Annotated in this window: 21 protein-coding genes, 1 other RNA gene, 1 pseudogene and 1 CRISPR repeat array; of the genes and pseudogenes, 7 read left to right on the top strand and 16 right to left on the bottom strand. The window is 46.1% G+C overall.

Annotation, left to right across the window (positions count from 1 at the left end):
- Positions 1-97 precede the first annotated feature (97 nt).
- Positions 98-613 (bottom strand): tRNA adenosine(34) deaminase TadA, encoded by a 516-nt coding sequence (gene tadA, locus L9Q39_RS03005; protein ID WP_237483643.1) that lies wholly within the window; start codon positions 611-613, stop codon positions 98-100.
- Positions 614-826: 213 nt separating this feature from the next.
- On the opposite strand from tadA, the gene L9Q39_RS03000 reads away from it, so the two are divergent.
- Both L9Q39_RS03000 and fghA read left to right on the top strand, forming a co-directional pair.
- Positions 827-1,951: an S-(hydroxymethyl)glutathione dehydrogenase/class III alcohol dehydrogenase gene (locus L9Q39_RS03000; RefSeq protein ID WP_237483642.1), complete on the top strand. Its 1,125-nt coding sequence runs from the start codon at positions 827-829 to the stop codon at positions 1,949-1,951.
- 20 nt (positions 1,952-1,971) lie between these two features.
- Positions 1,972-2,832, top strand: a complete 861-nt coding sequence (fghA, locus tag L9Q39_RS02995) for an S-formylglutathione hydrolase (protein WP_237483641.1) — start codon at positions 1,972-1,974, stop codon at positions 2,830-2,832.
- Positions 2,833-2,935: 103 nt separating this feature from the next.
- On the opposite strand, the gene L9Q39_RS02990 is transcribed toward fghA, so the two are convergent.
- The 8 genes from L9Q39_RS02990 to grpE form a co-directional block, all read right to left on the bottom strand.
- Complete coding sequence (locus L9Q39_RS02990) at positions 2,936-4,495, bottom strand: AbgT family transporter (protein WP_237483640.1); 1,560 nt, start codon at positions 4,493-4,495, stop codon at positions 2,936-2,938.
- 374 nt (positions 4,496-4,869) lie between these two features.
- Positions 4,870-5,262: a type IV pilus modification PilV family protein gene (locus tag L9Q39_RS02985; protein WP_237483639.1), complete on the bottom strand. Its 393-nt coding sequence runs from the start codon at positions 5,260-5,262 to the stop codon at positions 4,870-4,872.
- Positions 5,252-5,668, bottom strand: a complete 417-nt coding sequence (locus L9Q39_RS02980; RefSeq protein ID WP_237483638.1) for a hypothetical protein — start codon at positions 5,666-5,668, stop codon at positions 5,252-5,254. The genes L9Q39_RS02985 and L9Q39_RS02980 overlap by 11 nt, the downstream gene beginning before the upstream one ends.
- Positions 5,658-6,275, bottom strand: coding sequence for a hypothetical protein (locus tag L9Q39_RS02975; RefSeq protein ID WP_237483637.1), 618 nt, complete (start codon positions 6,273-6,275; stop codon positions 5,658-5,660). Before L9Q39_RS02975 ends, L9Q39_RS02980 begins: the two co-directional genes overlap by 11 nt.
- On the bottom strand, positions 6,275-6,781 hold the full coding sequence (locus tag L9Q39_RS02970) for a GspH/FimT family pseudopilin (RefSeq protein ID WP_237483636.1): 507 nt from the start codon (positions 6,779-6,781) through the stop codon (positions 6,275-6,277). Before L9Q39_RS02970 ends, L9Q39_RS02975 begins: the two co-directional genes overlap by 1 nt.
- Positions 6,782-7,145: 364 nt before the next feature.
- Entirely contained in the window at positions 7,146-8,288 is a 1,143-nt protein-coding gene (gene dnaJ / locus L9Q39_RS02965; RefSeq protein WP_237483635.1) for a molecular chaperone DnaJ, read from the bottom strand.
- Between the two features lie 231 nt (positions 8,289-8,519).
- The gene (gene dnaK, locus L9Q39_RS02960; RefSeq protein WP_237483634.1) at positions 8,520-10,433 is read right to left on the bottom strand and encodes a molecular chaperone DnaK; all 1,914 of its coding nucleotides are present in this window, start codon (positions 10,431-10,433) and stop codon (positions 8,520-8,522) included.
- A gap of 383 nt (positions 10,434-10,816) precedes the next feature.
- On the bottom strand, positions 10,817-11,425 hold the full coding sequence (gene grpE / locus L9Q39_RS02955) for a nucleotide exchange factor GrpE (protein WP_237483633.1): 609 nt from the start codon (positions 11,423-11,425) through the stop codon (positions 10,817-10,819).
- A 147-nt stretch (positions 11,426-11,572) separates the two neighbouring features.
- Here grpE and nadK point away from each other — a divergent pair, with 147 nt between their 5' ends.
- The 3 genes from nadK (at position 11,573) to bamE (ending at position 14,850) form a co-directional block, all read left to right on the top strand.
- Positions 11,573-12,457: an NAD(+) kinase gene (gene nadK, locus L9Q39_RS02950; protein ID WP_237483632.1), complete on the top strand. Its 885-nt coding sequence runs from the start codon at positions 11,573-11,575 to the stop codon at positions 12,455-12,457.
- Positions 12,458-12,666: 209 nt separating this feature from the next.
- Positions 12,667-14,331 carry a DNA repair protein RecN gene (recN, locus tag L9Q39_RS02945; protein ID WP_237483631.1) on the top strand — a complete coding sequence of 555 codons (1,665 nt, stop codon included), beginning with the start codon at positions 12,667-12,669 and terminating at the stop codon, positions 14,329-14,331.
- Between the two features lie 159 nt (positions 14,332-14,490).
- Positions 14,491-14,850, top strand: a complete 360-nt coding sequence (gene bamE, locus L9Q39_RS02940) for an outer membrane protein assembly factor BamE (protein WP_237483630.1) — start codon at positions 14,491-14,493, stop codon at positions 14,848-14,850.
- Positions 14,851-14,940: 90 nt separating this feature from the next.
- Here the strand turns inward: bamE and L9Q39_RS02935 are convergent, their stop codons facing one another.
- Together L9Q39_RS02935 and L9Q39_RS02930 are read right to left on the bottom strand one after the other, a co-directional pair.
- The gene (locus tag L9Q39_RS02935; RefSeq protein WP_237483629.1) at positions 14,941-15,294 is read right to left on the bottom strand and encodes an RnfH family protein; all 354 of its coding nucleotides are present in this window, start codon (positions 15,292-15,294) and stop codon (positions 14,941-14,943) included.
- Positions 15,284-15,724, bottom strand: coding sequence for an SRPBCC family protein (locus L9Q39_RS02930; protein ID WP_237483628.1), 441 nt, complete (start codon positions 15,722-15,724; stop codon positions 15,284-15,286). The genes L9Q39_RS02935 and L9Q39_RS02930 overlap by 11 nt, the downstream gene beginning before the upstream one ends.
- A 142-nt stretch (positions 15,725-15,866) precedes the next feature.
- On the opposite strand from L9Q39_RS02930, the gene smpB reads away from it, so the two are divergent.
- The gene (gene smpB / locus L9Q39_RS02925; protein WP_237483627.1) at positions 15,867-16,355 is read left to right on the top strand and encodes an SsrA-binding protein SmpB; all 489 of its coding nucleotides are present in this window, start codon (positions 15,867-15,869) and stop codon (positions 16,353-16,355) included.
- A gap of 67 nt (positions 16,356-16,422) precedes the next feature.
- Positions 16,423-16,789: a transfer-messenger RNA gene (gene ssrA, locus L9Q39_RS02920) on the top strand.
- Between the two features lie 25 nt (positions 16,790-16,814).
- Here the strand turns inward: ssrA and L9Q39_RS02915 are convergent.
- The 5 genes and pseudogenes from L9Q39_RS02915 to cas7c form a co-directional block, all read right to left on the bottom strand.
- Positions 16,815-17,087, bottom strand: a pseudogene (locus L9Q39_RS02915) (transposase); the annotation flags it as partial.
- Between the two features lie 122 nt (positions 17,088-17,209).
- Positions 17,210-19,082: direct repeats of the CRISPR family, unit length 32 nt; unit sequence GTTTCAATCCACGCGCCCGCAGGAGGCGCGAC.
- 175 nt (positions 19,083-19,257) lie between these two features.
- Positions 19,258-19,551 (bottom strand): CRISPR-associated endonuclease Cas2, encoded by a 294-nt coding sequence (cas2, locus tag L9Q39_RS02910; protein ID WP_237483626.1) that lies wholly within the window; start codon positions 19,549-19,551, stop codon positions 19,258-19,260.
- A gap of 12 nt (positions 19,552-19,563) precedes the next feature.
- Positions 19,564-20,595 (bottom strand): type I-C CRISPR-associated endonuclease Cas1c, encoded by a 1,032-nt coding sequence (cas1c, locus tag L9Q39_RS02905; RefSeq protein ID WP_237483625.1) that lies wholly within the window; start codon positions 20,593-20,595, stop codon positions 19,564-19,566.
- On the bottom strand, positions 20,592-21,215 hold the full coding sequence (gene cas4 / locus L9Q39_RS02900; RefSeq protein WP_237483624.1) for a CRISPR-associated protein Cas4: 624 nt from the start codon (positions 21,213-21,215) through the stop codon (positions 20,592-20,594). The genes cas1c and cas4 overlap by 4 nt, the downstream gene beginning before the upstream one ends.
- Complete coding sequence (gene cas7c / locus L9Q39_RS02895) at positions 21,215-22,087, bottom strand: type I-C CRISPR-associated protein Cas7/Csd2 (protein ID WP_237483623.1); 873 nt, start codon at positions 22,085-22,087, stop codon at positions 21,215-21,217. The genes cas4 and cas7c overlap by 1 nt, the downstream gene beginning before the upstream one ends.
- Between the last annotated feature and the right edge of the window lie 4 nt (positions 22,088-22,091).

The following is a 22,091-nucleotide window of genomic DNA, read 5'->3' as shown; positions in this document are numbered from 1 at the left end:
CCCTACCGACCCACCTCGCTAAAGCATATTTCGTTTAAGTATATGCTTAGTTATGCTTTAGCAAGGTCTCCCTTCTCGACGCGTTAACCCTCAGGCACTAATTTCCCAACGCCTGCTGCTGATGGCGTTTATCCTGTTTGCTTTTTTTGATTTCATCTCGACGACGTTTAAAGAAAGCTTGCAGCTGATGGCGGCATTCCTGCTCCATTAAACCCGATTCTATCTGCGCCTTATGATAAGAGGCTTGGCTTTCAAACAAATTCAATACGGTTCCAGCCGCGCCAGCTTTTAGGTCCGGTGCACCATACACAATACGTTTGACTCGACTGTGTAATAAAGCACCGGCACACATAGGGCAAGGCTCTAAGGTGACATAAAGAGTGGTATCTAACAGGCGGTAGTTTTGCAGCTGCTCTCCGGCTTTACGCAGCACCTGTATCTCAGCATGTGCCGTTGCGTCATGTTGGGAAATAGAACGGTTCCACCCTTCCGCAATCACGTCGCCATCTTTGACCAATAGCGCACCAACGGGAACTTCACCTTCAAGCTCAGCTTGTTGTGCCAATTCCATTGCTCGTGCCATAAATTTGTAGTCATTATCACTAAAGGTCATCGGTTTTCTTCCACTTTCTGGATCATTATCTGAGGTTCGATATTGCGGTGCGACTAAGGTCAAAAACTGCGCGATAATAATGACATTGCTCGCCGCTTAGCTGAAAATCACCACCAAAATGCCGCAAAGCAGCTAATCTTAATGGAGTTTACTCTATTCGTCACATTGAAAGTCTTCTTACCCCTACCTCTAACCCATAAGTAAGGAAGGATCATGGCTGAAAAAATGATTAAATCCCGAGCGGCTATCGCTTGGGCTGCAAACCAACCTCTCTCCATTGAAGAAGTCGACGTTATGTTGCCAAAAGCGGGCGAGGTGCTCGTTCGTATCGTTGCTACCGGGGTATGTCATACCGATGCCTTTACCCTATCGGGAGACGACCCGGAAGGGATCTTCCCTAGTATATTAGGACATGAGGGTGGCGGTATCGTAGAAATGGTCGGCGAAGGCGTCACAAGCGTTGCCGTCGGTGACCATGTTATCCCGCTTTACACCGCTGAATGTGGTGAATGTAAATTCTGTCTATCAGGCAAAACCAACTTATGCCAAGCGGTCAGAGAGACGCAAGGTAAAGGGTTAATGCCCGACGGCACGACGCGCTTCTACAAAGATGGTGAACCTATCTATCACTATATGGGCTGCTCAACCTTTTCCGAATATACGGTATTGCCAGAAATATCCTTAGCCAAAGTCAATAAGCAAGCGCCGCTCGAAGAAGTCTGTCTGCTCGGGTGCGGCGTAACAACGGGGATGGGCGCGGTGCTAAACACGGCCAAAGTTGAACAGGGTGCCACGGTGGCTATCTTTGGTCTTGGTGGCATTGGCTTATCTGCCATTATCGGTGCTCGTATGGCAGGGGCGAGTCAGATTATCGGTGTTGATATCAACGAAAGTAAGTTTGAACTGGCACAGCAATTAGGGGCGACGGATGTGGTCAATCCACAAAAGCTCAGCAAGTCGATTCAAGAGCAGATTATTGAAATGACCGATGGTGGCGTTGATTACTCTTTCGAGTGTATCGGCAATGTCAACGTGATGCGCCAAGCACTTGAGTGCTGCCATAAAGGCTGGGGCGAATCCGTTATCATCGGAGTTGCAGGTGCGGGGCAAGAGATCGCGACCCGTCCATTTCAACTCGTCACTGGACGAGTCTGGCGTGGTAGTGCATTTGGCGGTGTCAAAGGACGTAGTGAACTTCCCGAGATCGTCGAACGTTATATGGCAGGTGAATTTGGTTTGCAGGAATTTATCACTCACACCATGTCATTAGATAAAATTAACGACGCCTTTGATTTGATGCACAAAGGAGAAAGCATCCGTTCGGTTATTCACTATTAAGATCGTTGGAGTCTCTACTTATGCTAGAAAAAATAAGCCAAGCTAAAGTCTTTGGCGGTTGGCATCAGCAATTTACCCACTTATCCAAGGTCGTCAATTGTTCGATGCGTTTCGCGATCTACCTACCGGAAGAAGCAAGCAGTGATAATCCTGTTCCTGTTTTGTACTGGCTATCGGGGTTAACCTGTACTGACGAAAATTTCATGCAAAAAGCAGCAGCATTCAAAGCGGCGGCTAAGCTAGGTATCGCGATTGTCGCGCCAGATACCAGCCCCCGAGGCAAAGAGGTGCCAGATGATGCGGATGAAGCCTATGATTTTGGCCATGGCGCGGGGTTTTATGTCGATGCGCTGCAACTTCCATGGAAAACTCATTATCAAATGTACAGCTATATCGTCGGTGAGCTGCCCGACCTTATTGAAGCTCATTTCCCGGTTAGCAAACTACGCTCTATTTCCGGTCATAGTATGGGAGGGCATGGCGCGTTAGTCATCGGTCTTAGAAATAGCGAACGTTACTGTTCTATTTCTGCCTTTAGCCCAATCAGTCACCCAATAGACTGCCCTTGGGGCACCAAAGCACTGAGTCACTACTTAGGAAAGGATATCGAACTTTGGAAACAGTACGATGCGGTTGAACTGCTCAAACAAGCCATGGCTCGCTTACCTATCCTTGTCGATCAGGGAGAAGATGACCCATTTTTAGCATCACAACTGAAGCCTGATTTGCTGCTATCTGCCGCTGAGCGTTCCGGTAGTGACGTTAAACTTCGTATGCAACCGGGCTACGATCACAGCTACTTCTTTATCCAAAGTTTCATTGAAGATCATCTGCGCTTCCATGCGGGATTTCTTCATAACCAAGAGCGCGCCGAATCTTAGTTATTCTCAAAGAGTAGCCACTATCAGAGAGTAGAAACAAAAAATCCCGCCAACGTTGAAGTTGGCGGGATTTTTACGTGTTATCTAAGAACGACTACGCGACTTACATGGTGTAAGTGTATGGCGCTTGGATACCTAGAGGAATACCCAGAGCCCAATATGCTAGCAAGAAGATCGTCCAACCAATCAGCATTGCGATTGAGAACGGCATCATCAATGAAGCCAGAGTACCGATACCCGTCGACTTAACATAGCGTTGGCAGTACACCACAACCAGTGGGAAGAACACCATCAGTGGAGAAATGATGTTAGAAACAGAATCACCCACACGGTATGCCGCCTGAGATAGCTCAGGAGAGATGCCGACAGCCATCAACATTGGGACAAGGATTGGACCAATCAGTGCCCATTTCGCTGATGCTGAACCCACAAGCAAGTTAACCGCAGCGGTAAGTAAAATCATACCCACAATCGTCGCTTGACCCGGCAGGTTCATCGCTTTAAGACCTTCCGCGCCGTAAAGTGCCAGCATCGTACCAATATTAGATTGACCAAATGCCGCTAGGAACTGCGCACAAAAGAATGACATAACAATGTACGCACCCATCGTCGCCATGGTGTTAGACATCGCTTTGATCACATCGTTACTGGTTTTGAATGTACCAGCAACACGACCGTAAACATAACCAGGGATGATGAATAAGATGAAGATCAATGGAACGATAGACTTCATTAGCGGCGCAGAGAATGCGGTGATTTCGCCTTCTGGAGAGCGAAGAGCTGAAGTTTCAGGAACCACTGCTGCAACCAGCAGCGCAATACCTGCGACCATCGCCCAACCGGCAGCTCTGAACGCTTTCGATTCCGTCGCCGTAAACGTACCAAGATCAGGCGCTTCTTCGGCATCTTCATCAATTGGCGTGTTCGCAAGACGAGGCTCAATGATTTTCTCAGTCACATACCAACCAATCGCAACGATAATCACTGAGGATAGACCAGTAAAGAAAATATTCGCTAGAGGGTTGATCACATACTCAGGGTCTAATACTTGTGCCGCTGTTTGAGTGAAGCCAGCAAGCAGTGGATCGATGCCCGATGGGATAAAGTTTGCAGAGAAACCACCCGATACACCCGCAAACGCTGCCGCAATACCCGCTAGAGGGTGACGCCCTGCTGCGTGGAAGATGATACCACCAAGAGGGATAACCAATACGTAGCCCGCATCCGCCGCTGTGTGTGAAACAATCGCCACAAGAATCAACATAGGCGTGAGTAGTTTCGCCGGCGTGAAGTTCAACATCTTCTTTAGGCCCGTCGTGATGAAACCTGAAGAATCAGCCACACCGACACCCAGCATTGCCACAAGCACGATACCCAGAGGCGCAAAGCCCGTGAATGTTGTTACCATATTGGCAAGGAAGCTCGCAAGCGCTTCACCTGTTAGTAGGTTTTGTACTTGAAGTGCTTCACCAGTACGTGGGTTGATAAGATCAAAACTGACATTAGAAAGCAGCGCTGAAGAGACCCAAACAATGATTAAAGCCCAGAAGAACAGGATTGCAGGATCTGGGATCTTGTTCCCTGCCTTTTCGATAAAGTTAAGAAAGCGATCCATGCCACTCGGCTTTGGCGCAGGCGCTTGGTTGATCGATTGGTTACTCATGGTAACTCCGTAGTTATGTTGTGTTATTGCAAATCGCAGCGAGGTTAGCGCGACGAAAAATTTCTGGGCGCTATTCTATTCGAAATTCAACAGAAAAGTATATTATTTGGTAGTTTTTACGATTACCTTGACATAATTTGAAAAATTTTAGATTTAACACAACAATCATCTAACATTGAAGCTTATTTTGATGAACATTAAAATAACTGGCACATAAAAATCCGTATACAACTAGTCACCATTCGTCATCATTTAGCGAGGGTCATCATTTATCGAAAGGTAGAGAGTGAGTGAGTGAGTGAGTGAGACAGAAAGAGGACTTGGTGTTATCGACTTCAAATACCATCTCTAGAATCGCCTTCTAGAGCCATCCTCTAGAACAGGGCTATCTGTGTTTGAAGCTCAACTCGCTCATTTTGCTCAATATCATCACCCCACCCAACACTGACTCGAACCGAAATCAAATTCAGCAATAGCACTGGTTCAATGGTTCGTTGTATCTCAAAAGGGGGAGCATCAAACTCCACCGTTTGATGTTGATAAGCCAACTTGGACAGTTCGCTATTCATGTTAGTTGCATAAATGTCAGCGTAAACCTGTTCGATTTGGGACTCAGCAATAGCCAGTGCTTGCGTTGTCATCATGACATTATCGACACTTCGTGAAAGCAGCACCTGCCCTTGGCTTATCCCCAAAACAGACGTCGCCAAAATCAGCATACTGACCACGACTTCCAATAGACTGATACCTAAACATTTAGAAATCACGCCAACTTCCTCTCATCCAATAGTCATTGGTTCCCGTTTTAACAAGGTGGGTATCCATGGCAATGACAGAGTCATGATTGATTTGAATTGAGATCTGATATCCCTGCCCCGTAGGTGTGACTTGCAGTGGCAAATCATCATGATGACAGCGAGTAAAGTCATGCTCACTCAACAACGCGTTAGGGTCGCCATTTAACACGGCGATAGCACATTCAACCGAGCTATTGGCTAACCAGAACCTTTGCCTTGATAACACCTCATTACCGACCCGTTTACTTTCAAAGTAAGCGTTTTGATGAGTGGCAATTAACACACTTGAGGCGATCAATAGCATCAAGACACAGGTTAACAAAAGGGCTAATCCGCGGTGGCGAAATAATGGATATTTTTGCTGTTTACTGACCATTTCTCACCCAAATTTGCCGCTGCAAACTCTGATTGATCTCAGGGTTTTGTTTCAGTTGCAACTCAATAATCAAATTCAGCCCTTGTCTCACCCTATCCTGCTCGTTGAGCCAATGTGATTGCACAGAAAAGTCTGAAACCGCCACCCGATGAGGTTCAAATACCGATGTGCATCCCATAGACTCATCAAAGCCCAACGACTTTGCCCCAGAAGCAACACTACTGGTCAGGTAACAAACCGATAAGGTTTGCTCTGTCGGGTTATAACGCCAAACATAGTTTTTTACTGCCTCTAAGCTATTGCCCTGTCTATAATCCCAATAACTGTATTGGATTTTATGCCCATCAGCCGCGACATAAACCGGTAACAAACTGCCTACTGGCATCAATACTTGGTTGATATCATCAGAGCTTCCCGCTCGAGTAAGATCATTAACTAAACGTCTGGTCACGACGGCTATCTCTTGATTCAGCATCAACTGTTTCGATATCTGCCAAGCCTGTGCGTTGAACTGACTGAGCAGCGCGAGTACCACCAACAGCAAACTCACACCTATTGATGAGGCAATCAGTGTTTCCATCAATGTATTGCCATCATTTCGAGTCATCAACAAACGCCTAGCCCCGATAAACTCACTAACTCTGAACAGATAATAATTCGACCTGAAGCGCTATGGGTCTTGATATTGATTTGCCCTTGTAGATTAGACAGGGTGATCGTCCCCGAACTGCGAACCATGCCACTCACCGGATCAAATTTGATGCGCTGATTACCATGATTAGACTGTACTGCGATACCAAGAAATAACTCGCTGTCTTGCTGATAAAAGATCGTCTGCTCACTACTGCCCAATTCATGCTGGTCGGTCAGCCATAACTTCCACTCTGCTTTGCCTGTGACATCAGGTAAGCCTTCAAAGTGCAGCCATAGCGCTTTATTGTGCGCAATGCTTAGTGCTTGGGATTGATTTAGTAAGGTATAAATCTGTTCTGCTGCACCGGTGAGTTGATGCGAATGCTTTTGTTGAGAAAGGTGAGGAGAGCTATAAAGCGCGAGAATTGACATAATCGCCAGGCAAACAAGTAGCTCAATAAGACTAAAACCGTGCATCATCAACCTCTTCTCCAAGCCCAAAATCTGCGTTTAAGCGCTAGACTAAATACTCGGCGGCAGGAAGAAAGTTTAGATTGTTGGTCTTTGCACAGAGTTAGAATGAGTCACTGCAACAAACGATAAAGATGGACTAAGAGTTTGAAGTCTATTCCTAGTTTTACGTCTTCTCGGTCAATTTAACGCTCAATCAGCGATATTGAGAAAAGTTTAGCGATGGATCTTGTGAGCGTTCATTGTCGATAAGACAAACAAAAAGCCCACAGCATGTGCCGTGGGCTTGGTCATCATAAAATAGCGGTTATGCTATTCATTAATTATTAGTTAAGCTGTCTCGTGAGCGAAACAGTCTCGCTCGCTAAAGCGTCTAGTTGGTTAAATCGTCGAAGAATTTCTTAACACCGTTGAAGAAACCTTCCGATTTTGGCTTATGCTTATTAGCGGCTTCGCCACCACAACTTTCTTCAAATTCACGTAGTAGCTCTTTTTGACGCGCGCTTAAGTTGACGGGTGTTTCTACCACTAGCTTAACGATTAAGTCGCCCATGGCACCGCCACGCACGCCCTTCACGCCTTTACCACGCATACGGAACATACGACCGGTTTGTGTCTCTTCCGGTACTTTTAGGCTCACTCGACCATCAAGCGTAGGCACTTCCACTTCGCCACCAAGCGCAGCTTGAGCAAAGCTGACTGGGACTTCACAGTATAGGTTGTTGCCTTCACGTTCAAAAATGTGGTGTTCTTTGACATGCACTTGAACATACAAATCACCAGCTGGAGCACCCTGCTCACCCGCTTCACCTTCGCCAGTTAGACGAATGCGATCACCGGTATCGACGCCTGCTGGGATCTTAACGTTCAGAGTCTTAGACTTCTGTACCCGACCTTCGCCATGACAGCTATTACAAGGGTCTTTGATAATTTGACCTTTACCGTGACACGTTGGACAAGCCTGCTGTACCGCGAAAAAGCCTTGGCGCATCTGTACCTGACCGTGACCATGACAAGTGCCACAGGTTTCTGGTGATGAACCTTTCTTAGCACCGGTTCCCTCACAAGTGTCACAGCCAACTAACGTCGGGATCTCAATTTCTTTATCACAACCACGAACGGCTTCTTCTAAGCTCAATTCCATGTTGTAACGAAGATCAGCACCACGTTGTGCGCGTGTTTGACCACGACCGCCACGTCCACCACCAAAGATATCGCCAAACACATCACCGAAGATGTCACCGAAATCCGCACCGCCGCCACCAAAGCCGCCGCCGCCCATACCACCTTGTTCAAAAGCTGCATGACCGTACTGATCGTAGGCTGCTTTCTTCTGAGGGTTGGTCAGAATTTCATACGCTTCTTTTACTTCTTTAAATTGATCAGCGGTGCTTTCGTCACCCTGATTGCGGTCAGGGTGATATTTCATCGCAAGACGTTTGTACGCCTTCTTGATATCACGCTCTGATGCGTCGCGGCTAACGCCTAATACTTCGTAAAAATCACGTTTTGACATATTGCTCGTTACCAATTACTTACTGCTGCATACAGCTTTCGCTGTCTGGGATTTGTATCGTTCTAGATAAGGATTGTCTCAGATTTCCTTATCTAGAGCGACAGTTTACAAACATGCGGGCGTCAAGGTTACCCAAAACGCCCGCATAGTATTTCTTCAAGAGTTGAAGGCTCATGGCTCAACTCTAACCAGAGCCCAGAGCATGAACGCTGGACTCTGACGTGACCACAATTACTTCTTGTCGTCTTTAACTTCTTCGAACTCTGCGTCGACAACATCATCATCTTGCTTTGGTTGCTCACCCGCTTCTGCGCCAGCTGCTGCCGCTTGAGCTTGTTGTTGAGCAATTTCCATTAGCTTTTGAGACGCTGCCATTAGCGCTTGAACTTTAGCGTCGATAGCTTCTTTGTCGTCGCCACCTTTCACTTCTTCAAGTTCTTTAATCGCTGCTTCGATCTTCTCTTTCTCTTCTGCTGGTAGAGCGTCACCCGCTTCTTCTACCTGCTTACGAGTACCGTGAATCATCTGGTCAGCTTGGTTACGCACAGCCGCTAACTCTTCAAACTTCTTGTCTGCTTCTTTGTTAGCTTCTGCTTCTTGTACCATTTTCTCGATGTCTTCGTCGCTTAGACCACCCGATGCTTGGATAGTGATCTTCTGCTCTTTACCCGTCGACTTATCTTTGGCAGATACGTGTAGGATACCGTCAGCATCAAGGTCGAAAGTCACTTCGATCTGAGGCATACCACGAGGTGCAGGCTGAATGCCTTCTAGGTTAAATTGACCTAGAGACTTGTTGTACATCGCTTGCTTACGCTCACCTTGCAGTACGTGAATCGTTACCGCATTTTGGTTATCTTCAGCGGTAGAGAACACTTGGTTCGCTTTCGTTGGGATAGTTGTGTTCTTCTCAACCAGAGAAGTCATCACACCACCCATGGTCTCGATACCTAGAGAAAGTGGCGTTACGTCTAGAAGTAGAACGTCTTTCACTTCACCCGCAAGTACACCACCTTGAACTGCTGCACCCATTGCAACCGCTTCATCAGGGTTCACGTCACGACGAGCTTCTTTACCGAAGAACTCAGCAACTTTAGCCTGAACCATAGGCATACGAGTCTGACCACCAACAAGGATAACGTCAGTGATGTCGCCTACAGATAGATCCGCATCCGCTAGAGCCACTTTTAGAGGCTCAAGAGAACGTTGTACTAGGTCTTCAACTAGAGATTCTAGCTTGGCACGCGTCACTTTAACGTTCATGTGCTTAGGACCCGTTGCATCAGCGGTCACATAAGGTAGGTTCACGTCAGTTTGAGAAGTAGAAGAAAGCTCAATCTTAGCTTTTTCAGCTGCTTCTTTAACACGCTGCATCGCTAGTGGATCGTTCTTAAGGTTGATACCTTGCTCTTTTTGGAACTCTTCAACTAGGTAGTTGATCATGCGGTTATCGAAGTCTTCACCACCAAGGTGAGTGTCACCGTTCGTTGCGAGTACTTCAAATGTTTTCTCGCCTTCAACTTCGTCGATCTCAATGATAGAGATATCGAATGTACCACCACCAAGGTCATAAACTGCGATAGTGCGATCGCCGCCAGATTTGTCTAGACCATAAGCTAGCGCAGCAGCTGTTGGTTCGTTGATGATACGCTTAACTTCTAGACCAGCGATACGACCAGCATCTTTAGTTGCTTGACGCTGTGCATCGTTGAAGTATGCAGGAACAGTGATAACCGCGCCTGTTACTTCTTCACCTAGGAAGTCTTCTGCTGTTTTCTTCATTTTCTTAAGAACTTCAGCCGAAACTTGAGGAGCCGCCATTTTTTGGCCTTTTGCTTCTACCCAAGCGTCACCGTTATCAGCCTTAACAATTTTGTAAGGCATGATTTCGATGTCACGCTGAACTTCTTCGTCTTCAAAACGACGACCGATAAGACGCTTAATAGCAAATAGCGTGTTCTCTGGGTTAGTAACCGCTTGACGTTTAGCTGGCTGACCTACTAGCGTTTCACCGTCAGTATAAGCGATGACCGATGCGGTTGTACGCTCACCTTCAGCATTTTCAATTACGCGTGGTTTGTCACCGTCTAAAACAGCAACACAAGAGTTAGTAGTACCTAAGTCAATACCAATGATTTTACCCATCAGGCTATCTCCGAATAAATTCTATTGTTTGGCAATATCGTCCCGGACTTGGGACATCGAGGGACAGTAGGTCCGCTCGCAATAGTTTGTTTCTGTATGACCCTTAGATAGGGGCGGCAAATTTCTTTTCAAGGGAAGAAAATAAAAAAAATTTACTTTTTTACAGAAATAACCAAGATTTCGTAGTGAACACCTAAAAAGAGAAGCGAAAAATATCGTGTTAAATCCGCTAGATAGGCAATCAAAAGTTCTCAAACTCAAGGAAAAACGAAAAAAGCCCCTGCAAAACAGGGGCTCATCAATCTTTTTGTCTAAATGCTATGTTTTAAATGCCACGTTCTCAATGCCCATGTTCTAAATACAATACTTAGACGCCATGATCATTATTTAGAGACCATAACCATCGCTGGGCGAATCACACGACCGTTAAGTTCGTAGCCTTTTTGCATCACGAACATCACTGTGTTTGGCTCATGGTCAGCACTTTCTTGAATCGACATCGCTTGATGCAATTCTGGATTAAATGCTTCACCTTCTGGGTTGATCTCTTTTAGACCGTTTTTCGCAACCACATCAGCAAACGTCTTATGTGTTAGCTCAACACCTTCAAGGATTGGCTTCACCACTTCATTGTCAGCATCCGCCGCTGCAATCGCGCGCTCAAGGTTGTCGATGACTGGCAGCAACTCTTCAGCAAACTTGTTCAGTGCGTATTTACGCGCTTTGTCGACCTCTTGCTCGGTGCGACGACGCATGTTTTCAACATCAGCCTTGGCACGTAATACCGCTTCTTGCTGCTCTTTCACTTTGTTTTCGCTTGATAAAAGCGCCGCTTCAAGTTGGGCGATTTTCGCTTCTTGAATGTCTTGCTCGGATTCTTCGTTCCACTCAACATCTGCATCAGAACCTATCACTTCAGCTTCAGCCTCGTTCACGACTGCTTCCTGTGCGTTTAGTTCGTCTTGATTTACTTTGTTCTCTTCGTTGCTCATGGTCTCTCCGCAATCTTCACTTGTGTCAGTGTCTGGGCACAAAGTTGGATCAAAATTATTCCAAACAGTGCCTCTAACTATACTTTGGGTATATTATGGGGATGAAGAATTTTGATTCAAGCATTAATCGAACAGTTTGGAAGTGATATGAACAAAACCTTTGAGGTTATCGCCATAATTGGTAAACCCCGAGCACAGCAAGCGATTCAAACTCATAAAGAATTATTTAATTGGCTGACTTCAAAAGGCTACCAAGTATTAGTCGACGACAGACTGGAGGAACTCTTGGTAGATATTCCTCAACAGCACTTTGTCGGCTTAGTACAGATAGGCAACCAAGCCGATTTGGCGATTGTTGTTGGAGGGGACGGTAACATGCTGGGTGCCGCTCGCGTCTTGTCTCGCTTCGATATTGCGGTCATTGGCGTAAACCGCGGTAGTTTGGGCTTTTTAACTGATCTCAACCCTGAAGGTTTTGAGCACGCATTAGAATCGGTGCTTGAAGGTAACTATAAAGAAGAAAAACGCTTTCTCCTTGAAGCAGAAGTGCACCGCCATGGTCAGGTCAAAAGCCATAATGCCGCCCTCAATGAAGCAGTATTACACCCCGGACAAGTCGCTCATATGATTGAGTTTGAGGTTTATATCGATGAAGTTTTTGCGTTTAGCCAACGTTCAGACGGCTTAATTGTCTCGACTCCAACCGGTTCGACAGCTTATTCACTTTCTGGTGGTGGTCCCATTCTATCAACACAACTCAACGCGATTTCCCTTGTGCCGATGTTCCCGCATACCCTATCCAGTCGACCATTAGTAGTGGATGGTAATTGTCGCATCAAACTCGTGGTCTCTCCCGATAATCGAGGCACGCAAGAAGTCAGTTGTGATGGGCAGATCTCCCTGCCTGTTTCACCAGGCGATGAAATTCACATCTATCAGAGCCCAAATCACCTCAAACTCATTCACCCCGAAGAATACAATTACTATCACGTTCTCAGAAACAAACTGGGCTGGTCGAGCAAATTGTTCTAACCACTAGATAAATCTATTAAATCAAAGCAATACCGACAAAACCCAAGCAACTTTGCCGCAACAAAATCACCGCCATTGCATCAATATTGAATTCTGGTCACAAATTTTATCTGACCAGAATTTTTTTTACCTGGACAACTTTACTGTATAAAGAAACAGTATATACTGAACGCATATACAGTAATGTTAATTTAAACAGGTAACGTAAAATGCTGTCCCATCTAAGTGTTAATAATTTTGCTATCGTAAAATCTCTGCAGTTAGAACTCTGTCATGGAATGACAACAATAACCGGTGAAACTGGCGCAGGTAAATCCATTGCGATTGATGCGCTGAGTCTATGTCTAGGCGGTAGAGCTGATGCCGGCGCTGTGCGCACGGGTGAAGATAAAATGGAGGTCAGTGCGACTTTCTCTACTGACAACAATCTTCACGCGACTCGCTGGCTTGAAGACAATGACTTGCTCGATGGACAAGACTGCATTTTACGCCGCACCATTACCAAAGAGGGACGCTCACGCGCTTTTATTAATGGCAGCCCTGTGCCTCTGTCCCAATTAAAAGCACTCGGTCAACTCTTGATTAACATTCATGGTCAACATGCTCACCACCAGTTGATGAAAAGTGACTACCAACTCTCTTTGCTTGATCAATATGCGGGCCACCATGGATTACTAAAGCAAGCTCGCGCCAGTTATCAGCAATGGCGTAATGCGGATATCGCTCTGACTCAGCTAAAAGAAAATAGCAAAAACAATCTCGCTCAACTTCAATTGCTTGAGTACCAAATTAAAGAACTAAACGAATTAGCGATTGAAGAACAAGAGTTTCCAGAGCTAGAACAAGAACATAAATTGCTCACGAACAGCGGCGAACTGGCAATGACCTGCCAGCAAGCGATGGATATCGTTTATGACAATGAAGAGGCGAACGCCCTATCTATCCTGCAAATGGCAAGCGCTAAGCTCACCGATTTAACGGAACTTGACCCCTCGCTCGCATCACTTCCTACTATGATTGAAGAAGCCATTATTCAAATCGAGGAAGTCAATGGAGAGCTCAGACATTATCTCGACAAAATTGATGTCGAGCCTGAGCGCTTAGCTTATGTAGAGGAGCGCTACAGCAAAATCATGTCACTCGCACGAAAGCATCATGTGATGCCAGATGAGTTATATCAGCACCATCAAGATTTATTGCAACAGATCGATGCATTAGATTGCTCTGACGAGAAACTCGCGACTATGGAACAAGAAGTGGCTGAGTTATATCAAGGGTACGTGGTCGTGAGTGAGAAACTGAGTAAGTCTCGTGGTCGATACGCCAAAGAGTTAACCAAGCTCATTTCGCAAAGCATGCAAGAACTGAGTATGGAAAAAGCGAAGTTCCTGATCGATGTGTCATTTGAAAATAAACACCCCACACCAAACGGGATGGATTCCGTGACATTTTTGGTAACGACTAACCCTGGGCAACCGATGCAGCCGATCGCCAAAGTAGCCTCCGGTGGTGAGCTGTCGCGTATTTCATTGGCAATTCAAGTCATCACGGCGCAGAAAGTCGATACGCCAAGCCTGATCTTCGATGAAGTCGATGTGGGTATTAGTGGTCCTACCGCTGCTGCTGTGGGTAAAATGCTAAGAAAACTGGGAGAGTCGACCCAAGTGCTGTGTGTGACTCACTTGCCACAAGTGGCTGGTCACGGGCACCAACAGTTATTTGTGACCAAAACGACCAAAGCCAATAAAACAGAGACCAATATGGTCACTCTGAACCAAGATGAACGAATCAGTGAACTGGCACGTCTATTAGGCGGGAGTGAAATCACGCAAACCACCCTAGCCAACGCAAAAGAGCTATTGATTGCAGCTTAACAGGTAAGTTCCATCATCATGGCAGAATAAACAAGGTTTGTCGGATTAATCATAAATTTGGCAACTGTTACAACCTTGAACAAAGACAAGTTTTTACTTCTGGCTCATCCTTGTTTATTATCTGTCACAGTTTAAGCAATCACAGTAGTAGTAAAGACTATGCAATTCAAAAAGTGGTTATTAACTCTACCACTCGTTTTTAGTGTCCTGACTGGGTGCTCAGTAATAGAGAAAATCGTTTACCGCATCGATATCAACCAAGGCAACTTTGTTGAACAAGAGTCTGTTGATAAATTACGAGTCGGTATGACCAAAGAGCAAGTACGCTTTGTACTCGGCTCCCCTATGCTCGTTGAAAATGGTTACCCAAATACTTGGTACTACATTCAACATACGACGAAAGGTCATGATGATTCCGAGCAAAAGAACCTAGTGGTTAATTTTGACCAAACGGGTGCTCTAAAGGATATCAGTGGTGATTACCAGCAAAGTGCTTTGTTCGAGCAGCGCCTGAACTAATTCCACTCATCATGAAAAGTTAACCGTCATGAAAAGATAAAAGCTCGCATTGATTGCGAGCTTTTTGTTTTTACCTTGCTGATTTAAGCCCTATCCGCTTTTACGCACAGACGATGGTTTGCCGCCCGTTACGGGATCTGCTCGCCCAGACTCTTTAGCCTGTTCAGCTCGCTTACGGCGGATTTCTTTCGGATCGGCAAGCAACGGGCGATAAATTTCAATTCTATCTTTGTCTCGAACCGTAGCGTCTAAACGAACATTGCGGCTAAAAACACCGACTTTGTTCTGTTTTAGATCTATTTCAGGGTAGGCAGACAATACGCCAGAGCGCTGGATAATATCTTCGACGGTTGAGGCTTCATTGACGACCAAAGCAAACACACGTTGTTCATGAGGCAAGGCATAGACAACTTCAACGTGAATAAGCGAACCTTCAACACTCATAGTGATACACCTCTTTTGCGCGTTTGGTAAACGCAGAAACCATGTTTGAAGTGAGTTCATTAAAGATTTTGCCAAACGCCATCTCGATCATTTTACTCGAGAACTCAAATTCTAAACGAAGCTCTACCTTACATGCCTGCTCATCCAACGGAATAAATGACCAGACACCTTTCAGTGCTTTAAATGGACCATCCACTAGCTCCATAAAAATCTCACTGCCTTGTACTAGGGTGTTCGCTGTTGTAAAGGTTTTACTGATCCCAGCTTTTGACACATCAACTGACGCAACCATACTTGAACGAGATGACTCTAAAACTCTAGATCCTGAACAACCGGGTAAAAACTCATGATAACGGGTTACATCGTTAACCAAGTTAAACATCTGCTCAGCGCTAAACATAACCAGCGCAGAGCGCGTCACTTGCTGCATAACAACTCCTAAAGACAAAAAGCTGGTGTGATTCTACTTTTATACGCTTGAGCACACAAGTCACGTCGAGCGAGACAATATCACCATATTTGCAATAAAAGCCTTTCCTTATCTCGAAAACAGCACTTATAATGGCGCCACTATGGCAAAGAAGAATTCAAAAAATAAAGCGGGTAGCAATACCATCGCTCAAAACAAAAAAGTACGTCACGAGTACCAAATCGATGAGCAAATCGAAGCGGGTCTTGAGCTGCAAGGCTGGGAAGTTAAATCCTTACGCCAAGGTAAAGCCAACATAGCAGAAAGCTATGTCTATATTCGTGACGGTCAAGCTTATATCAGCGGTATGTCAATCATTCCACTTAATCAAGCCTCTACACACGTTGTAGCTGAGCCAACGCGCGTGCGTAAGTTGCTCATGAACCGACGTGAACTCGATAAGCTGATTGGTCTGGTAAACCGCGACGGTATGACGCTAGTCGCAACGGCTCTATACTGGTCACGCTCATGGGCTAAACTAAAAGTAGGCGTTGCTAAAGGTAAGAAACTGCACGATAAACGCGCAGATCTAAAAGAAAAAGATTGGGCTCGCGATAAAGCGCGCATTATGAAGAGTAACAATTTGCGTTAATCTTAACCAATCAATCTCGCAAAGCTAGACAGTTAAAGCTTTTCTGGTACTATGCGGGGAACACTTTGGGGCTGATTTAGGATTCGACAGGAATTTTGCAGTCTGAGGTGCATGCCGTGGGGCGGTTGGCCACGTAAAAAGCCGCAAAAAAATAGTCGCAAACGACGAAAACTACGCACTAGCAGCTTAATAACCTGCTCAGAGCTCTCTCGCCCTAGCTTCCGCACGTAAGACGGGGAATAACGAGAGATCAAATCCAAACGCGCTAGCCCGGATTCTCCCACCTGAGAGATGAACGGCGAAGTATAATTCAGGTTAGTCATTCATTAGCGTGTCGGTTCGCAGGTGGATGGTGAATGTAAAGATCGACTAAGCATGTAGTACCAATGATGAATGGTTTTTGGACGCGGGTTCAACTCCCGCCAGCTCCACCAAACGTTTGGAAAAGGTCACCTCCGGGTGACCTTTTTTTATGATTTCATTGTGCTCCTCCAGCTCAGAAATCCGTTTTTTAAGATCAGGGATCTCGATTCGTTCAGGAGTATGCGGTGAAGCTTTCGGTGTTACACCTTGCTTCTCTTGCTTAAGCTGTCGCACCTACTTGTCCATTGCTGACTTGCCTACATTCAAAGCTTTCGCTGATTCAACAACAGTATAGCCTTGCTCAACGACCAACAGAGTAGACTCGAGCTTGAATTCGGGACTGAAAGTTCTTCTCACACGTTTTTTCATCATTTCATCTGTCGGGTACGAAGTGCATTTTAGCACCTCTAATCAGGTGACCAAATTCACTATGCCACTATACCCGCAGGAGGCGCGACTTTCGGTGGGCTATTGTAGAGCCTCATTTAACCGTTTCAATCCACGCGCCCACAGGAGGCGCGACCAGCCATCAACTTTAAGTGCGTAAACAAGGCTTTGTTTCAATCCACGCGCCCGCAGGAGGCGCGACTTTAGGGAGTTGGGTATATTGCCCGTCTTTGCCGTGTTTCAATCCACGCGCCCGCAGGAGGCGCGACTGAGCATTCGCAAAACTTCTACCGCGCGGTGACAGTTTCAATCCACGCGCCCGCAGGAGGCGCGACTTTTAACTGCGCACGCTTGCCTAAACCCTGTTTTTGTTTCAATCCACGCGCCCGCAGGAGGCGCGACCTAAGAGAGAAAACAAATCAAACCGCTAGTAATAGTTTCAATCCACGCGCCCGCAGGAGGCGCGACCGTATTGAACTGGTCGTGCGTGCGCGAGGTGATGTTTCAATCCACGCGCCCGCAGGAGGCGCGACCGTATTGAACTGGTCGTGCGTGCGCGAGGTGATGTTTCAATCCACGCGCCCGCAGGAGGCGCGACAAGGCGTGGTGCGACGATGAGCTGATACTAATAGTTTCAATCCACGCGCCCGCAGGAGGCGCGACGTATAGAGCCCTTCATTCATAACCACGTTTGCTGGTTTCAATCCACGCGCCCGCAGGAGGCGCGACTTATTACAAATACTGCATTTTAATTTAGTTATTTGTTTCAATCCACGCGCCCGCAGGAGGCGCGACGGTGGATGAGATGACTGACACCAAAGTGTTCAGTGTTTCAATCCACGCGCCCGCAGGAGGCGCGACCTTTTTTCATAAAGTCGCCGGACTGCATTTGCTTGTTTCAATCCACGCGCCCGCAGGAGGCGCGACTTGACCGTTTGGTCCTAACGCGCCAGCATCATAGTTTCAATCCACGCGCCCGCAGGAGGCGCGACTACCACCATAAGCACAAAACCCAACGATGGAATGTTTCAATCCACGCGCCCGCAGGAGGCGCGACCGATAAATCTCTGTTTCTTCAAGTGTATTAAATTGTTTCAATCCACGCGCCCGCAGGAGGCGCGACCACTATTGATGTCAGTCTCATAAGATTTAGGCTTGTTTCAATCCACGCGCCCGCAGGAGGCGCGACCTATTGCAAATAATGACTCGTCCACAGCGACGCGTTTCAATCCACGCGCCCGCAGGAGGCGCGACAGCCTATAATGAGGGTGTCTTTTTGTTTAACGAGTTTCAATCCACGCGCCCGCAGGAGGCGCGACCGTTTTTGCAATCAGGATACCCAAGGCATGACCAGTTTCAATCCACGCGCCCGCAGGAGGCGCGACTTTAACTGCGCACGCTTGCCTAAACCCTGTTTTGGTTTCAATCCACGCGCCCGCAGGAGGCGCGACCGTTTTTGCAATCAGGATACCCAAGGCATGACCAGTTTCAATCCACGCGCCCGCAGGAGGCGCGACGTATTACGACTAGCATTACTGCTCGACCTTTATGGTTTCAATCCACGCGCCCGCAGGAGGCGCGACCGCATCGCGTTGATCAATGCGCGAGTGTTTGAAGTTTCAATCCACGCGCCCGCAGGAGGCGCGACTCTTCGCTTTATATAACGCAGTGCGGCAGGACTGGTTTCAATCCACGCGCCCGCAGGAGGCGCGACGCCAGCCACATAGATAGTATGCTCTGCATCATGTGTTTCAATCCACGCGCCCGCAGGAGGCGCGACCTCACTCACCCATTCGGACACCTTTTTACTGATTGTTTCAATCCACGCGCCCGCAGGAGGCGCGACCGATCAAATGATGCTGTCGCAGCAACTCCTTTTGGTTTCAATCCACGCGCCCGCAGGAGGCGCGACAATGTATTAGCAGGGTTTGTAACTATCTCTAGAGTTTCAATCCACGCGCCCGCAGGAGGCGCGACTGCCTCTTCTTAAAGGCGTGTATAAACTAACACACTCTATTGTTTACCGCTAACTTTGCGCGGTAGAGCAAAACTATTTTGTGTGAATCTATACAAATAAATATTTCCTATATTTTTAAAGAACTTATGTGATCGCTAGATCCCCAATGTTTTACTGAGAACTCAAGCCTAGCGATTATAAAATAAGGGTATCTCTGAATATATCTATGGCGACTTTCGCGCCGTGGTGCTCTACTTTTTTTTGCCAGTTTTTGCCGAGCTTATAAAAACGCAAACTGTCTACTTCAGGCTCGTAAATTGACAGCAGTTTATTTTTAAAACGCAGCCATTGCGCGGCATCTATTTCACATTCGAATACAGAATATTGCACTCTTATGCCATAGTCTAAGCATACTTTTGCTAATTGCCTGAGGCGTTTTTGACCATCTTTACTGGCAAAAGATACATCGTAGGTGACCAATACCATCATTGCTCGCTCTCCTTATTTTTTGATCACAAATGGCGGATAATGGGCCAGATCACCACGAAAATGACGTGCCAGTAGCATAGCTTGAACATGCGGTAATAAACCAATTTGCACCTTTTCTTGCAAAAAAGGGTGCATGACTTCTTCTTGTTTTTTAGCTTGATAAGCCTGAAAAACTAACTTACGTGCTTCGTCTTTTATGGTTACACCACCGAGACAATCTGTCTCAAAGTCCTTCGTTGTGAGGGTTTTATTGTTAAAGAGTTTTAAGGCAATGCTATCGACAATATAGGTCCTAAACTCTTCTAGTATATCAAGGGCGAGGCTATTTCTGCCCGGTCGCTCTTTGTGTAAAAAACCGACTTGTGGGTCTAACCCAACCCCTTGTAACGCGCCACTGATCTCCTGCCCTAACACAGAGTAAAGTAGTGAAATAACGGCATTAACTGGATCCTTAGGCGGCCGTCGAGTGCGCTTATCAAACAGCTGTTTGCTTTCGTTGCCTTTAAACATGTCAGCAAACGCGGAGAAGTAATGCGATGCCGCCTCGCCCTCTAGCCCTAAAATTGTATCGTAGGCGGTAACGCCTTTTAGTTGCTCAATAATTTGCTTTAAGCGCGAAATGGCTTTTTCTAACTGTGGTGTACTACTGTGATTGCGTCTAAAGCGTAAAAGCAACATACGAGATGAACGTATTTTTGCGGCGACAATATGCTTGGCTAGTTCGTTTGCAGCCTGCTCTTTAACGTTAAACTGCTGCCTACGCAGCAATACATTACCCGTTTGTTTACCAACAACATTTGCTAGAAAACGACCATACATATCAAAAAAGGCGAGATGTGTGCCATTTTCACCACAAAAGCCAAGTAGTTGTGGTGAAACCATAATATTGCCAAAACAAAATATACTGCCAATAGAATGAATAGGAAGCTGCATCAGTTTTTGCTTTTTGCCATCCACTTTTTGCTCTATCAGCAACGTTTCGCGCTGTTTATGCAAATACGCTCCGTCTTTGGTGATATAGAGCGCGTTTTGTAGTTTTTTCATTCAGCCTCCATGTTAAACAATGCGGCTACGTAACCGCTTGAACCATCATTATTGGTTAAATCTGGCTGACATATTTCAATCAGAGAACATGCCTTACAGTGTTTACCCTTCGTTGGGGGAGGCGTCTTTCCGTTTGCAAACAGCTGTTGCACTTTCGTAATTAAGGCTTTTGTTTGCGTTCGCAGTTGGTTATCGAATTCAACATCAATGCGTTTGCGTGTTTGCCAATACCAAAGTGCACCATTTGCGACTTCAACTGATAGCATTTCTTCAATACATAACGCTTGCGCGCACAGCTGTACTTTGTCGATATCGCTGGCTTTTGGCTTACCTCGTTTATACTCAACTGGGACGAATTGGTTACTTAGTTTATGGTGCTCTAATAAGTCCAATTTACCCGTGACACCTAATTGTGGCGCAGTAACGACTACGCCACGTTCAAAACGCACGCCTTTGCGGGTTTCTGGCTCACCGTTATCAACTCGCTCATGTAACTGCCTACCTTGTGCCGTCAGGTAGTTTTCTTGCCACACCTGCTCTAAGTGGATCAGCGCACATTGGCGCTGACAAAAAGCAAAATGTTGTAGAGCGGATATGTTGATTAGGCGAGCATCATTCATTAGAAACCTTCAATCACTTCTGGCTCTAAACCTTGTAAAGCACTTACCAGTGAATCATTTAACGCCGATGTTTCAATCGGTAAGCCTTGTTCAATATGCGCTCGTAATGTTTGGTGAACTTTTGCCGAAGAATACTGGCCAGACTTCGAGTCATGCTTCCACCAGACAAGGTGCGAAATACTCATAGAACCTTCAGGGCGCGCTGATGATGCATCACCTTCAAAAAGTTTCACTAACACGTTTTTGATTTTATCGGCATCTTCATTATTAAAACCTGCTTTTTCAGCCAACTGTGGTGTCATAGCACCAAAAGCAACATAGGTTGCTTTGTCGACGCGGTGTTTCATACCCATGGTATCGGACGATTTTTTAGTACCATCACCTTCACCACTCACACTTTTTGTGATTTGCGTACTGGTAATACTCACAGGCTCAATACTAAAAGCACTTTGAATAGTCACAGGTCCTCGAATTGGAATAGACACACCGTCTGCCCCCTTACTTTTAGAAAAGGCAAACACTTGACCAAACGCACGTACATCAAGCCACTTCTCGCAACACTTTTTGGCGGCTTCATCTGGTGCAGTTTTTTTACTATTAAAGGTATCTTTACCTAAACCAACCTCGTCTGATTCAGCGCGGTTGCGCAAGCTTGTCATACCATCGGTTTTCTTTTCATCAGATTGAACAAAAATGCTTTCACCTGCTTCTTGTAAACGATCTCGAATTTTTCGCTTTAAACACACATCAGTAATTTCGCCAAAGCCGTCGTAATCTGTTCGTGGGCGATTGCCATTGAGTGGATCGCCGTTAGGGTTAGCATTTAACACATTGAAAATTAGTGCAAAGTCGATTTTATTTTGTAAAGTCATGGTG

The organism is Vibrio hippocampi, assembly GCF_921292975.1.
Classification (GTDB): domain Bacteria; phylum Pseudomonadota; class Gammaproteobacteria; order Enterobacterales; family Vibrionaceae; genus Vibrio; species Vibrio hippocampi.
The sequence above is the reverse complement of the archived record's forward strand: the minus strand, read 5'-3'. Positions and strand labels throughout refer to the sequence as shown.

Excerpts from the sequence above, each read along its gene's own strand:
- L9Q39_RS02990 (WP_237483640.1), bottom strand. The coding sequence starts at position 4,495 with ATGAGTAACCAATCGATCAACCAAGCGCCTGCGCCAAAGCCGAGTGGC.
- recN (WP_237483631.1), top strand. The coding sequence starts at position 12,667 with ATGCTGTCCCATCTAAGTGTTAATAATTTTGCTATCGTAAAATCTCTG.
- cas4 (WP_237483624.1), bottom strand. The coding sequence starts at position 21,215 with ATGAATGATGCTCGCCTAATCAACATATCCGCTCTACAACATTTTGCT.
- dnaK (WP_237483634.1), bottom strand. The coding sequence starts at position 10,433 with ATGGGTAAAATCATTGGTATTGACTTAGGTACTACTAACTCTTGTGTT.
- cas2 (WP_237483626.1), bottom strand. The coding sequence starts at position 19,551 with ATGATGGTATTGGTCACCTACGATGTATCTTTTGCCAGTAAAGATGGT.
- fghA (WP_237483641.1), top strand. The coding sequence starts at position 1,972 with ATGCTAGAAAAAATAAGCCAAGCTAAAGTCTTTGGCGGTTGGCATCAG.
- L9Q39_RS02930 (WP_237483628.1), bottom strand. The coding sequence starts at position 15,724 with ATGCAGCAAGTGACGCGCTCTGCGCTGGTTATGTTTAGCGCTGAGCAG.
- nadK (WP_237483632.1), top strand. The coding sequence starts at position 11,573 with ATGAACAAAACCTTTGAGGTTATCGCCATAATTGGTAAACCCCGAGCA.
- smpB (WP_237483627.1), top strand. The coding sequence starts at position 15,867 with ATGGCAAAGAAGAATTCAAAAAATAAAGCGGGTAGCAATACCATCGCT.
- cas1c (WP_237483625.1), bottom strand. The coding sequence starts at position 20,595 with ATGAAAAAACTACAAAACGCGCTCTATATCACCAAAGACGGAGCGTAT.
- tadA (WP_237483643.1), bottom strand. The coding sequence starts at position 613 with ATGACCTTTAGTGATAATGACTACAAATTTATGGCACGAGCAATGGAA.
- L9Q39_RS02935 (WP_237483629.1), bottom strand. The coding sequence starts at position 15,294 with ATGAGTGTTGAAGGTTCGCTTATTCACGTTGAAGTTGTCTATGCCTTG.
- cas7c (WP_237483623.1), bottom strand. The coding sequence starts at position 22,087 with ATGACTTTACAAAATAAAATCGACTTTGCACTAATTTTCAATGTGTTA.
- L9Q39_RS02980 (WP_237483638.1), bottom strand. The coding sequence starts at position 5,668 with ATGGTCAGTAAACAGCAAAAATATCCATTATTTCGCCACCGCGGATTA.
- L9Q39_RS02975 (WP_237483637.1), bottom strand. The coding sequence starts at position 6,275 with ATGACTCGAAATGATGGCAATACATTGATGGAAACACTGATTGCCTCA.
- bamE (WP_237483630.1), top strand. The coding sequence starts at position 14,491 with ATGCAATTCAAAAAGTGGTTATTAACTCTACCACTCGTTTTTAGTGTC.
- L9Q39_RS02970 (WP_237483636.1), bottom strand. The coding sequence starts at position 6,781 with ATGATGCACGGTTTTAGTCTTATTGAGCTACTTGTTTGCCTGGCGATT.
- L9Q39_RS03000 (WP_237483642.1), top strand. The coding sequence starts at position 827 with ATGGCTGAAAAAATGATTAAATCCCGAGCGGCTATCGCTTGGGCTGCA.
- grpE (WP_237483633.1), bottom strand. The coding sequence starts at position 11,425 with ATGAGCAACGAAGAGAACAAAGTAAATCAAGACGAACTAAACGCACAG.
- dnaJ (WP_237483635.1), bottom strand. The coding sequence starts at position 8,288 with ATGTCAAAACGTGATTTTTACGAAGTATTAGGCGTTAGCCGCGACGCA.